The sequence below is a fragment of the Azorhizophilus paspali genome (genome assembly GCF_043587585.2).
GTDB classification, from domain to species: Bacteria; Pseudomonadota; Gammaproteobacteria; order Pseudomonadales; family Pseudomonadaceae; genus Azotobacter; species Azotobacter paspali.
The window spans coordinates 1,911,141-1,923,924 of the sequence record NZ_CP171449.1 but is presented as its reverse complement, the minus strand read 5'-3'; the positions used below and the strand labels follow the sequence as shown (position 1 = coordinate 1,923,924).

Here is a 12,784-nt window from a genome sequence, read left to right as displayed (position 1 = left end):
CTAACGCGCTACACAGCCTAAAAATCCTGCGAATGCAAAAGATATGTCGCACTGATATACTCGGCGCAACTGAAAGGACATTGGATCCAGAGCCAATCTGGAATGAGCCACTCTAAACCCAAGCAGCATGCAGACTTGAACCTGGCAACCACCGCCCTTGGAGAATCTCGACCCAAGGGATCCGGGACATTTCCCCCAGGAACCTCGACTTTACGCTCATTGATGCCTTTAGGCGACTTCGCCTACCCTGCGAGCATCAAGAGTTTGTGCACTTGCAAATGTAGCAATACAGAGGGGTTAACGTAAAAAATGTCCACACCGAAGATTATTTATACGCTCACTGATGAAGCACCGGCACTGGCGACTTACTCTCTGCTTCCCATCATCAAAGCGTTCACCGGATCTTCAGGTATCGCCGTCGAAACCCGCGATATCTCCCTTGCAGGCCGCCTCATCGCAACCTTTCCCGAATACCTGACCGATACCCAGAAAATCTCCGACGATTTAGCCGAACTGGGAAAACTGGCCACCACGCCGGACGCCAACATCATCAAGCTGCCGAACATCAGCGCCTCCGTCCCGCAACTCAAGGCCGCCATCAAGGAACTGCAGCAGCAGGGCTACAAACTCCCGGACTACCCTGAAGAGCCCAAGACCGACACCGAGAAGGACGTCAAGGCCCGCTACGACAAGATCAAGGGCAGCGCCGTGAACCCCGTCCTGCGTGAAGGCAACTCCGACCGCCGCGCGCCCCTGTCCGTCAAAAACTATGCCAGAAAGCACCCTCACAAGATGGGCGCCTGGAGTGCGGACTCCAAGTCGCATGTCGCCCACATGGACAGCGGTGATTTCTACGGCAGCGAGAAAGCTGCCCTGATTGGCGCCCCTGGCAGTGTGAAAATCGAGCTGATCGCCAAAGACGGCAGCAGCACTGTCCTGAAGGCAAAGACCTCCGTTCAGGCCGGCGAGATCATCGACTCTTCGGTAATGAGCAAGAACGCCTTGCGCAGCTTCATCGCCGCTGAAATCGAGGATGCGAAGAAGCAGGGAGTACTGCTGTCCGTGCACCTGAAGGCAACCATGATGAAGGTGTCCGACCCCATCATGTTCGGCCAGATCGTCTCCGAGTTCTACAAAGACGCCCTCACCAAGCACGCAGAGGTGCTGAAGCAGATCGGCTTTGACGTCAACAACGGCATCGGTGATCTCTACGCCCGGATCAAGACTCTTCCCGAAGCAAAGCAGAAGGAAATCGAAGCCGACATCCAGGCGGTTTACGCCCAGCGCCCGCAATTGGCGATGGTGAACTCCGACAAGGGCATCACCAACCTGCATGTGCCGAGCGATGTCATCGTCGACGCCTCGATGCCGGCGATGATCCGCGACTCCGGCAAGATGTGGGGCCCCGACGGCAAGCTGCATGACACCAAGGCGGTCATCCCCGACCGTTGCTATGCCGGCGTATACCAGGTGGTCATCGAGGACTGCAAGCAGCACGGCGCCTTCGACCCCACCACCATGGGCAGCGTGCCCAACGTCGGTTTGATGGCTCAGAAAGCCGAGGAATACGGCTCCCACGACAAGACCTTCCAGATTCCTGCGGACGGCGTTGTCCGTGTGACCGATGAAAGCGGCAAGCTCTTGCTGGAGCAGAACGTCGAGGCCGGCGACATCTGGCGCATGTGCCAGGTGAAAGACGCCCCGATCCAGGACTGGGTCAAGCTGGCCGTCAACCGCGCCCGCGCTACCAATACCCCAGCGGTATTCTGGCTGGACCCGGCGCGAGCCCATGACGCCCAAGTCATTGCCAAGGTCGAGCGCTACCTGAAGGACTACGATACGAGCGGTCTCGACATCCGCATCTTGTCGCCGATCGAGGCAACCCGCTTCTCGCTGGCCCGTATCCGCGAAGGCAAGGACACCATTTCCGTCACCGGCAACGTCCTGCGCGACTACCTGACCGACCTGTTCCCGATCATGGAACTGGGTACCAGCGCCAAAATGTTGTCGATCGTCCCGCTAATGAGCGGCGGCGGTCTGTTCGAAACCGGCGCGGGCGGCTCGGCTCCCAAGCATGTCCAGCAATTCCTCGAGGAAGGTTACCTGCGTTGGGATTCGCTCGGCGAGTTCCTGGCTCTTGCCGCTTCCCTGGAGCACTTGGGCAACGCCTACAAGAACCCGAAAGCGCTTGTCCTCGCCAGCACCCTGGATCAGGCTACCGGCAAAATTCTCGACAACAACAAATCCCCGGCACGCCAGGTTGGCGAGATCGATAACCGCGGTAGCCACTTCTACCTAGCCCTCTACTGGGCCCAGGCATTGGCAGCACAAACCGAGGACAAGGAACTGCAAGCCCAATTCACCGGCATTGCCAAGGCTCTGACCGACAACGAGACCAAGATCGTCGGTGAGTTGGCTGCAGCTCAAGGCAAGCCCGTGGATATCGCTGGCTATTACCATCCGAATACCGACCTGACCAGTAAGGCCATGCGCCCGAGCGCTACCTTCAACGCGGCTCTGGCACCTCTTGCATAAGACGCTGCACTAAGCGCGCGGAGGCTACATCTCGCCTCCATAGCTACAAAACCCTCGCCGCGCTTAATGCCAATCAGTCGAGGTATCGGCCCGGCAGGGTGAAACGATAGAAACAGGCCCATGGAAATTCATAGGCCTGTTTTTTTATGCCGTTTCAGCAAGCACTCCGGTAGACCGCCGAACTTGATCTCGCCTCGTTCGAGCACTTCGCCCTGTTGATCGACTCTGCCGGATCGAAGAGGAACCAATACTGACCGGCACGGTTTCCTTGCGTCGCCACCGGCGCCTACCGGCCGAGCACATCATCTGGCTGGTTGTCGGAATGGCCCTGTTCAAGAGCAAGCCGATCCAGCTGGTCGTGCAACAGCCGGGATTGTCCAAGGGCAATGGCTTAACGCCTGCACTCAGTGCAACTCTACAGATTCGACAGCGTCTGAACGAGACCCCGACGGCCACGCTGTTCAAGCAGTTGGCCCGTGCGTGGTTGGCCATGGAGCCGCCAGCTTCGGCTCGCTTTCGCAGACTGCGCATTTTCGCCGCCGATACCGCGGCCTGGTCGATGCCAGACACTGCAAAAAACCGCGAAGCATTTTCCGGCGGACGTAACCAGTAGAGCCGGAGCCTGGCCTCAGATGCGCGGGTCGACCTGATGGATACCCACAGCCATCCGATCCGTGCAGCCCGCAGGGCAATCGCATGAAATGTCTTTCCGATACCGGACTGGAAAGATTGTGTGCCTGGTCGTTCCGGCCTGGTCTTCAAATCCGGTGCATCGGCTGCTTGCCGAGGGGCTGGATACCTCCTGTTTCGGCCCCTGGCCGAGTCACTTTCTCTTTGCGCGCGCCAAGAGAAAGTAACCAAAGAGAAAGCGCGCCCGGTCATTCGGCCCCGGCTACGCCGGGGTTCCCTCGCTGGTCGTCGCACAAGGGGCATCCATGCCCCTCGTACGACTCTCGCCGCCCCCTGCGGCTCGCCCCTCTACGCGACGCCTGCGCTCGGCCTCCTGAACGGGAGTCGGGCTCCGGGTTGCCTGAAAGCGCTTTCGCTCTTGCGGCACGGCTTGTCAGGCAATGCCGGATGCCCCCTTCAGGAGGCCGAGCGGAATCGTTGTGGAAGGGGTCGAGCGGCAAGGATGCCGCGAGAGCCGCGATGGGCCATGGATGACCCTGCGGGACGTGCCCCTGGAGCGGCGATGCAGGGAGGGAACCCGGAGCGAAGCGCAGGGCCGGATGAGGGGGTGGCCTTCTTTTTGGTTACTTTTTCTTGGCCAGGCAAGAAAAAGTGACTCGGCCGGGGGGCCGAAACGGGGACTGTCCGGCTACTCGGCAAACAGCCATGCCAAGGATCACACAATCTTTCCAGTCTGGTATCAGGCGAGCGCTTCATGCGATTGCCCTGGTGCAGCCCGCTTCGGCGACCATGCCGTCGGCGAGCTCAGTTACACTCGGGGACTGGCCGATGTCGTCTACGCACACTCACTGACCCTTTTCAAACGCGCTTGCTGCTCGGCCGCCTTCCTATTCGATTGGCCGGGACGAGATATCGAGCATCACTGACTGATGCACGCGAAATCGCCATTGCTCCATGGGGAGCCTGGGACCCGAGACCGGCTGGTTCGTCTGCCCAGGCACGACAACAATACATTGTGATCGTCGGGACCTTGCGCCATTCCGGACACGATCCCGCCATGGCCGATGGAGCGCCGGTCGCAGGCTCGCCACTGCATGCTGCCGCTCCGGCGTGAGCGGCACTATCCGCGCGCAGTGAAACCACGTTCGGATAAGTTATCCCAGAACGAAAAATTCCAGTCAGCTTAACTGACTGACATTAGGCCCACGTCGAGGTTTCGTTTCAACCATACAGTTTCCAACCTTAGCCGACAATAAAGGCCGCATCGTGTACCCCCAAAGTTACCAGCGCGTATAATACCGCTCCCATCAGCGCTCATCCGGACGCATTCATGGATTGGCAGGCACATATCACCGTCGCTACTATCGTGGAGAACAACGGTCTCTTTCTTCTAGTAGAAGAGCTGCAGGATGGGCGCCGCGTCCTCAATCAACCTGCCGGACATCTCGAACCCAACGAGAGCCTGACCGAGGCCGCCCTGCGCGAAACGCTGGAGGAAACCGGCTGGCAGGTGGAGCTCACGGCCGTGATCGGTATCTACCTCTACAGAGCTCCCAATGGCGTGACCTATCAGCGCATCTGCTTCGCTGCGCGCGCCCTGCAGCCAGTCGCCGACTACCAGCTCGACGAGGGCATCATAGGTCCCCGCTGGCTGAGCCGCGAGCAATTGCTCGAGCGGCAGGCATGCCTGCGCAGCCCGCTGGTACTGCGCTGCATCGACGACTACTTGGGCAAAGAGCGCTTCCCGCTGAGCCTCGTTCGTTGAACAGTCCGCACCTTCGCAGCCAAGCCCGCGCCCCTGATAGAATCCTTTCCTTTTCAGGACCCGACTCTTCCTATGCATGATCCCGCCCATACCCGCGTGATCGTCGGCATGTCCGGCGGCGTGGACTCTTCCGTTTCCGCCCTCCTGCTCCTGCAACAGGGGTATCAGGTGGAAGGTCTGTTCATGAAGAACTGGGAAGAGGACGACGGCACCGAATACTGTACCGCCAAGGAGGACCTTGCCGATGCACAGGCCGTCTGCGACAGGATCGGCATGAGGCTGCATACCGCCAACTTCGCCGCCGAATACTGGGACAACGTATTCGAACACTTTCTCGCCGAATACAAGGCCGGACGCACTCCAAACCCGGATATCCTGTGCAACCGCGAGATCAAGTTCAAGGCTTTCCTCGATTATGCCCTGTCGCTCGGTGCCGACATGATAGCGACCGGACACTATGTACGACGGCGCGATACTGAGGATAGAACCGAACTGCTCAAGGGGCTCGATCCCAACAAGGACCAGAGCTACTTCCTGCATGCCGTAGCCAGCGAACAACTCGCCAAATCCCTGTTCCCGGTCGGAGAACTGGAGAAACCGGCCGTGCGCGCTATCGCCGAACTGCACGGCCTGGCCACGGCCAGGAAAAAGGATTCCACCGGGATCTGCTTCATCGGCGAGCGCCGCTTCGGCGACTTTCTCAAACAGTACCTGCCTGCCCAGCCCGGCCCCATCGAAACCACCGAAGGCAAAATCATCGGCCAGCACCATGGCCTGATGTACCATACGATCGGCCAGCGTCAGGGGCTTGGCATCGGCGGAATGAAAAATGCTACCGAAGATCCCTGGTATGTGCTGGCCAAGGACCTGACCCGCAACGTGCTGATCGTCGGCCAGGGCAACCAGCACCCCTGGCTGTTCTCCCGGGCCCTGCACACCTCGGAGATGTTCTGGGTGAATCCACCCGACTTCCCGCTCCCGCGGCGTCTGGCCGCCAAGGTCCGTTATCGGCAGGGCGACCAGACCTGTACCCTGGAAAAGACCGACCAAGGCTTCCGGGTCCTGTTCGACGAGCCCCAGCGTGCCGTGACCCCCGGTCAGTCCGTGGTGCTCTACGATGGAGACGTCTGCCTGGGTGGCGGTGTCATCGAGACTGCCGAGCCATGGAAATGTGAGGACGAGCAGCATGACGCCTAGACAGGAACAATTGATCGCCCTTGGCGCCATATTCGAGTCGGCCTACCTGGTCGACAGGATCGCCAAGACGGGATTGGCTAGCGAGGCCCATCTCGCCTGCATGCTCGGCAGTCTACTAGAGCGCAATCCCAAGGACACGCTCGAAGTCTACGGAGGCGATGACCTCAACCTGCTCGATGGCTACCGAGCCCTGGCCAGTGCACTCGAACGCAACCCGCAAAGTTTGCAGCGCGAGCCATTACGCTACTCGCTGGCGCTGGTCAGCCTGGAGCGGCAACTGGACAAGCGCGACGACATGCTGCAACTCATGGGGCGGCGCCTGGACCAGATCCAGTTGCAGGTTCAACACCTGGGCCTGACTCACGAGAGCGCGGTCGCCGCCTTCGCCTCCCTGTACGAGGACACATTGAGCACCTTCCGCCAGCGTATCCAGGTGCACGGCGAGATGCGCCACCTGCAGAATCCGGCCAACGCCGCCAGGATCCGCGCCCTCCTGCTCGCCGGCATCCGCTCGGCGCGCCTGTGGCGCCAGCTCGGCGGGCACCGCTGGCAACTGGTGTTCAGCCGCCGCAAGCTGCTCGACGAACTCTATCCGTTGATACGGCGCAACTGAGAAGCCGGTCGGCCGAAGGAAGATTGCACTCGGTCGACTCTTCGCCTTCGTGTATCATTGCAGCCCTTTTTGTAGCCCGACTGTCCGAGACTTCCCCCATGCAGCTCTCCTCGCTCACCGCGGTGTCCCCCGTCGATGGCCGCTACGCCGGCAAAACCAGTGCCCTGCGCCCGATCTTCAGCGAATTCGGACTCATCCGCTTCCGGGTCATGGTGGAGGTCCGCTGGCTGCAACGCCTGGCTGCCCACAACGGCATCCCCGAGGTAGCCCCCTTTTCAGCCGAAGCCACCGCCCTGCTGGACGAGCTGGCCGAAAATTTCCGGCTGGAGCACGCCGAGCGCGTCAAGGAGATCGAGCGCACCACCAACCATGACGTCAAGGCCATCGAGTATCTGCTCAAGGAACAGGCCGGTAAGCTACCGGAACTGGCCGAGGTGAGCGAATTCATTCATTTCGCCTGCACCAGCGAGGACATCAACAACCTGTCCCACGCCCTGATGCTGCGCGAAGGCCGCGATAGCGTGCTGCTGCCGCTGATGCGTCGACTGGCCGAAGCCATCCGCGCCCTGGCCGTACAGTTCGCCGGGGTGCCGATGCTGTCGCGCACCCACGGTCAGCCGGCTTCGCCGACCACCATGGGCAAGGAGCTGGCCAATGTGGTCTATCGCCTCGAACGCCAGATTGCGCAGGTCGAGTCCGTGCCGCTGCTGGGCAAGATCAACGGCGCCGTGGGCAACTACAACGCCCACCTGTCGGCCTACCCGGATGTCGATTGGGAGGCCAACGCCCGCGAGTTCATCGAGGAGGACCTGGGCCTGAGCTGGAACCCCTACACAACACAGATCGAGCCGCACGACTACATCGCCGAGCTGTTCGACGGCATTGCTCGCTTCAACACGATCCTGATCGACTTCGACCGCGACGTGTGGGGCTACATTGCCCTCGGCTACTTCAAGCAGAAGACAGTGGCCGGCGAAATCGGCTCCTCGACCATGCCGCACAAGGTCAACCCGATCGACTTCGAGAACTCCGAGGGCAACCTCGGTATCGCCAATGCGATTCTCCAGCACCTGGCCAGCAAGCTGCCGATCTCCCGCTGGCAGCGAGATTTGACCGATTCCACCGTGTTGCGCAATCTCGGCGTCGGCTTCGCCCACAGCCTCATCGCCTACGAAGCCACTCTCAAGGGAATCGGCAAGTTGGAGCTGAACGCCCAGCGTCTCGCCGAAGATCTGGATGCCTGCTGGGAAGTGCTAGCGGAACCGATCCAGACCGTGATGCGCCGCTATGGCGTCGCCAATCCCTACGAAAAGCTCAAGGAACTGACTCGCGGCAAAGGGATCAGCCCCGAAGCGCTCAAGACCTTCATCGATACCCTGGACATTCCCGCAGGCGCCAGGGCCGAACTGCACAAGCTGACCCCTTCCGCTTATATCGGCAATGCGGTCGCCCAGGCCAAGCGCATCTGATTTCGTCTCGTCATCTCCACGCCCGGCAGCGCCGGGCGTTTTTATTTTCAGCTCTCCCTGTAGAGCAAGGGGTTACCCATGACTTTCGACATTCCACTTCAATTCCTGGGGGGCATCAGCGCACGCGAGTTCCTGCGCGACTACTGGCAGAAGAAGCCCCTGCTGATCCGCCAGGCCGTCCCCGGCTTCGAAAGCCCAATCTCGCCGGACGAATTGGCCGGCCTGTCGCTCGAGGAAGAAGTCGAGTCGCGCCTGATCATCGAGCACGGCAACCACCCCTGGGAACTGCGCCGCGGCCCGTTCGACGAGGAAACCTACCGGAACCTGCCCGAGCGCGACTGGACCCTGCTGGTCCAGGCAGTCGACCAGTTCGTTCCCGAGGTCGCCGAACTGCTGGAAAACTTCCGCTTTCTGCCCAGTTGGCGCATCGATGATGTGATGATCAGCTATGCCGCGCCAGGGGGTGGCGTAGGGCCACACTACGACAACTATGACGTGTTCCTGCTGCAGGGATACGGCAAGCGGCGTTGGCGGATCGGCCAGATGTGCAACAGCGACAGCCCGCTGCTAAAACATGCCGACCTGCGCATCCTCGCCGAATTCCAGAACGGCGAGGATTGGGTGCTGGAGCCAGGCGACATGCTTTATCTGCCACCCCGTCTGGCCCACTTCGGTACCGCGGTCGACGAGTGCATGACCTATTCGGTAGGCTTCCGTGCCCCCAGCGCCGCTGAAGTACTCACCCATTTCACCGATTTCCTCGCCCAGTTTCTGCCCGACGAGGAGCGCTACGACGATCCGGGCATAAGTCCCTGCGAGGACCCGCACCAGATCCAGCGCGATGCACTGGAACGCCTCAAAGACCTGATTCAGGAGCACATGGGCGACGAGCGCCTGCTGCTTACCTGGTTCGGCCAGTTCATGACCGAACCGCGCTATCCCGAATTGGTCGCCGGCGCGGAAATGCAGGAACAGGATTTCCTGACCAATCTGCAGGAAGGTGGCGTACTGATCCGTAATCCCAGTGCCCGCCTGGCCTGGTCCGAGGTCGGCCAGGACCTGCTGCTGTTCGCCAGCGGCCAGAGCCGCCAGCTCCCCGGTCGCCTGCGCGAGCTGCTCAAGCTGATCTGCAGCGCCGATGCCCTGCATGCGGATAACCTGGCCTCCTGGGTGGCGGACGAGGACGGCCGTCAACTCCTCTGGCAGTTGCTCGTGCAAGGCAGCCTGGAGTTCGCCGATGACTGAGATCCAGGTACGGATCGCCCACTGGCAGAAGGACAATGAGGACATCCGCCGAATCCGCGATAGCGTCTTCATCGCCGAACAGGCAGTGCCCTCCGAACTGGAGTGGGATGGCGAGGATCAAGAAGCCCTCCACTTCCTCGCCTTCGCGGGTGAATTTGCCGTTGGCACGGCGCGCCTGCTGCACGATGGCCACATCGGCCGTGTCGCCGTTCTCAAGGACTGGCGCGGCCTGAGGATCGGCGCCGCCTTGATGCGCATGGCGATCACCGAGGCCGAGAGGCGCGGGTTTCGCCGCCAGCTTCTGAGCGCCCAGGTGCAGGCCACGCGCTTCTACGAACGCTTGGGATTCGAGGTAATCAGCGGTGAATACCTGGATGCCGGTATTCCCCATGTAGAAATGGTGCGCCAAGCCGACTGAGCGACCGTCTTCCAAGCCGAACGTCCTGCATGGCCCTCCCCCACCGGAGCCATGCAGGACCCCAGACCTGCGGATACCTTGGCAGACGTCCTCCCTCTCATGCCCCTAGAATGTCGGCATATCAATTTCCCGCCGAGTTCTCCATGAAGATCTGCAGATTGCTCATCCTGCTGCTGACGCTGGCCTCGTCCTGCGCACTGGCTGCTACCGAAATCATCCAGTTGAATCACCGGATGGCCGACGAAATGCTGCCCGTGGCGCACGCGCTGATCGGCGACGAGGGGCGGGTCCATGCCCATGGCAACCAGCTCATCGTCAACGCCCCGGCAGCGCAGGTGCAGGAACTGCGCGCCCTGCTCGAACAGTTGGACATCCCGCCCAGACGCTTGCTGATCACCGTCGACAGCAGTGCGGCACGCAGCGGCACACAGCACGGCTACAGTGCCGGCGACTCGGTCGACAGCGGCGACGTGGAGATCCGAAATGGCCGGCTCCAGGACGGGAACCGGCTGCGCATCCTGAGCCACGGCACCGACCGACAGGGCGACGCCCTGCAACGGATCCAGGCCACCGAAGGCTATCCGGCGCTGATCCAGACCGGCCGGAGCGTGCCGCTGCATGATACCCAGATCGGCCCCTACGGACAGCTGTACCGCGAGACCTATTACCGCGATATCACCCGCGGCGTCTACGTTACCGCGAGGATCTCCGGCGATATCGTGCATGTCGCTCTGAGCAGCAGCAATGAGCAGTTGGACCCCTCCCTGCCCGGCGCGATCGACGTCCAGCAACTGGATACCCAGGTCAGCGGCCGTCTAGGAGAATGGATCGACCTCGGCAACAGCAGCGAAAGCCGCGACAACGACCAGCAGGCACCGCTGCGCCGCTACTCCGCATCCACTCGCGAAGAACTGTCCATGCGCCTGCGGGTCGAGATTTTGGAATGAAGCGCTTTTCTCATACCATCATGTAGTGATCTAAAAATTTCACTACAAATTCGTTGACGACGGATGCCTGCCTAGGCATGATTGCCTTACTCCCGCTAACCAGGGGTCCTGGCAAGGGTCTCCGGGGCCAGCTCCAGCCAACCAGCCGAGCTAAGCTCTATGCCTGTACTGCCCACAAGGTTCGACGTTTTTACCGCGTGTTGTCCGTATCGATCATCGACTACATGCAGGTTCAGGTGGGAATCGCTCAACCATTTCCAACTTTGAAGGATCGACCATGTCTGCATATCAAAACGAGATCAAGGCCCTTGCTGCCCTCAAAGAGAAGAATGGCAGCGCCTGGAGCGCCATCAACCCGGAATACGCCGCCCGCATGCGCATTCAGAACCGTTTCAAGACCGGTCTGGACGTCGCCAAGTACACTGCGGCCATCATGCGCAAGGACATGGCCGAGTACGACGCCGATTCGTCCATCTACACCCAGTCCCTGGGCTGCTGGCACGGTTTCATCGGCCAGCAGAAGCTGATCTCCATCAAGAAGCACCTGAAGACCACCGACAAGAAGTACCTGTACCTGTCCGGCTGGATGGTGGCAGCCCTGCGCTCCGATTTCGGCCCGCTGCCCGACCAGTCCATGCACGAGAAGACCGCGGTCTCCTCGCTGATCGAAGAGCTGTACACCTTCCTGCGCCAGGCCGATGCCCGCGAACTGGACCTGCTGTTCAGCGCCCTTGACGATGCCCGCAACGCCGGCGACAAAGCCAAGGAGCAGGAAATCCTGAAGCAGATCGATGGCTTTGAAACCCACGTCGTGCCGATCATCGCCGACATCGACGCCGGCTTTGGTAACGCCGAGGCCACCTACCTGCTGGCCAAGAAGATGATCGAAGCCGGTGCCTGCTGCATCCAGATCGAAAACCAGGTTTCCGACGAAAAGCAGTGCGGCCACCAAGACGGCAAGGTGACCGTTCCGCACGAGGACTTCCTCGCCAAGATCAATGCCGTTCGCTATGCGTTCCTCGAGCTGGGTGTAGACGATGGCGTGATCGTCGCCCGTACTGACTCTCTGGGTGCCGGCCTGACCAAGCAGATCGCCGTGACCCGTCAGGAAAGCGACCTGGGTGACAAGTACAATGCCTTTCTGGACTGCGAAGAGATCAGCCCGGCCGAGATGAAAAACGGCGACGTGGTGCTCAATCGCAACGGCAAGCTGCTGCGTCCGAAGCGCCTAGCCAGCGGTCTGTTCCAGTTCCGCAAGGGTACTGGCGAAGACCGCTGCGTCCTGGACTGCATCACTTCCCTGCAGAATGGGGCCGACCTGTTGTGGATCGAAACCGAGAAGCCGCACATCGGCCAGATCAAGGGCATGGTCGACCGTATCCGCGAAGCCATCCCGAACGCCAAGCTGGTGTACAATAACAGCCCGTCGTTCAACTGGACCCTGAGCTTCCGTCAGCAGGTGTTCGATACCTGGGTTGCCGAAGGCAAGGACGTCTCCAAGTACGACCGCGCCAAACTGATGAGCGTGGAGTACGACGAGACCGAGCTGGCCCTGGAAGCCGATGCTCGCATCCGCACCTTCCAGCGCGACGCCGCGGCCCAGGCCGGTATTTTCCACCACCTGATCACCCTGCCGACCTACCACACTGCCGCGCTGTCCACCGACAACCTGGCCAAGGGCTACTTCGCCGAGGAAGGCATGCTGGCCTACGTGAAGGGCGTTCAGCGTCAGGAAATCCGTCAAAGTATCGCTTGTGTCAAGCACCAGAATATGGCCGGCTCCGACATCGGCGACAACCACAAGGAATATTTCGCTGGCGAAGCCGCTCTGAAAGCTGGCGGCAAAGACAACACCATGAACCAGTTCCATTGATCGGAACCCGTTCGTATCCAGCGTGACCCACGACATCCCCCGGCTCTGCCGGGGGATGTTTTCGTTTCGCCGCTCCCCTTGCTGTCACTCTC

The 12,784-nt window shown here is 60.8% G+C and carries 10 protein-coding genes; all 10 read left to right on the top strand.

Going from position 1 to position 12,784, the window contains the following annotated elements:
- Positions 1 to 309: 309 nt before the first annotated feature.
- The 10 genes from ACGI6K_RS09465 (at position 310) to ACGI6K_RS09420 (ending at position 12,692) form a co-directional block, all read left to right on the top strand.
- A complete protein-coding gene (locus ACGI6K_RS09465) occupies positions 310 to 2,535 on the top strand; it encodes an NADP-dependent isocitrate dehydrogenase (protein WP_376948120.1) in 2,226 nt (741 codons plus the stop codon).
- A 232-nt stretch (positions 2,536 to 2,767) separates the two neighbouring features.
- Entirely contained in the window at positions 2,768 to 3,148 is a 381-nt protein-coding gene (locus ACGI6K_RS09460) for a transposase domain-containing protein (protein ID WP_377969225.1), read from the top strand.
- A gap of 1,347 nt (positions 3,149 to 4,495) precedes the next feature.
- Entirely contained in the window at positions 4,496 to 4,930 is a 435-nt protein-coding gene (locus tag ACGI6K_RS09455; protein ID WP_376949609.1) for an NUDIX hydrolase, read from the top strand.
- A gap of 72 nt (positions 4,931 to 5,002) precedes the next feature.
- Positions 5,003 to 6,127, top strand: a complete 1,125-nt coding sequence (gene mnmA / locus ACGI6K_RS09450) for a tRNA 2-thiouridine(34) synthase MnmA (protein ID WP_376949607.1) — start codon at positions 5,003 to 5,005, stop codon at positions 6,125 to 6,127.
- Positions 6,117 to 6,740, top strand: a complete 624-nt coding sequence (hflD, locus tag ACGI6K_RS09445) for a high frequency lysogenization protein HflD (protein WP_376949605.1) — start codon at positions 6,117 to 6,119, stop codon at positions 6,738 to 6,740. Before mnmA ends, hflD begins: the two co-directional genes overlap by 11 nt.
- 98 nt (positions 6,741 to 6,838) lie before the next feature.
- A complete protein-coding gene (gene purB, locus ACGI6K_RS09440; RefSeq protein ID WP_376949603.1) occupies positions 6,839 to 8,209 on the top strand; it encodes an adenylosuccinate lyase in 1,371 nt (456 codons plus the stop codon).
- Between the two features lie 78 nt (positions 8,210 to 8,287).
- Positions 8,288 to 9,454, top strand: coding sequence for a JmjC domain-containing protein (locus tag ACGI6K_RS09435; RefSeq protein WP_376949601.1), 1,167 nt, complete (start codon positions 8,288 to 8,290; stop codon positions 9,452 to 9,454).
- Positions 9,447 to 9,872, top strand: a complete 426-nt coding sequence (locus ACGI6K_RS09430) for a GNAT family N-acetyltransferase (RefSeq protein ID WP_376949599.1) — start codon at positions 9,447 to 9,449, stop codon at positions 9,870 to 9,872. The genes ACGI6K_RS09435 and ACGI6K_RS09430 overlap by 8 nt, the downstream gene beginning before the upstream one ends.
- Positions 9,873 to 9,982: 110 nt before the next feature.
- Complete coding sequence (locus tag ACGI6K_RS09425; RefSeq protein WP_376949597.1) at positions 9,983 to 10,819, top strand: secretin N-terminal domain-containing protein; 837 nt, start codon at positions 9,983 to 9,985, stop codon at positions 10,817 to 10,819.
- A gap of 277 nt (positions 10,820 to 11,096) precedes the next feature.
- Entirely contained in the window at positions 11,097 to 12,692 is a 1,596-nt protein-coding gene (locus tag ACGI6K_RS09420) for an isocitrate lyase (RefSeq protein ID WP_376949595.1), read from the top strand.
- The last annotated feature ends 92 nt before the right edge of the window (positions 12,693 to 12,784 follow it).

Bases quoted from the DNA above. Each gene is read 5' to 3' on its own strand.
- mnmA (WP_376949607.1), top strand. From the start codon at position 5,003: ATGCATGATCCCGCCCATACCCGCGTGATCGTCGGCATGTCCGGCGGC.
- ACGI6K_RS09435 (WP_376949601.1), top strand. From the start codon at position 8,288: ATGACTTTCGACATTCCACTTCAATTCCTGGGGGGCATCAGCGCACGC.
- ACGI6K_RS09420 (WP_376949595.1), top strand. From the start codon at position 11,097: ATGTCTGCATATCAAAACGAGATCAAGGCCCTTGCTGCCCTCAAAGAG.
- purB (WP_376949603.1), top strand. From the start codon at position 6,839: ATGCAGCTCTCCTCGCTCACCGCGGTGTCCCCCGTCGATGGCCGCTAC.
- ACGI6K_RS09425 (WP_376949597.1), top strand. From the start codon at position 9,983: ATGTCGGCATATCAATTTCCCGCCGAGTTCTCCATGAAGATCTGCAGA.
- hflD (WP_376949605.1), top strand. From the start codon at position 6,117: ATGACGCCTAGACAGGAACAATTGATCGCCCTTGGCGCCATATTCGAG.
- ACGI6K_RS09465 (WP_376948120.1), top strand. From the start codon at position 310: ATGTCCACACCGAAGATTATTTATACGCTCACTGATGAAGCACCGGCA.
- ACGI6K_RS09455 (WP_376949609.1), top strand. From the start codon at position 4,496: ATGGATTGGCAGGCACATATCACCGTCGCTACTATCGTGGAGAACAAC.
- ACGI6K_RS09430 (WP_376949599.1), top strand. From the start codon at position 9,447: ATGACTGAGATCCAGGTACGGATCGCCCACTGGCAGAAGGACAATGAG.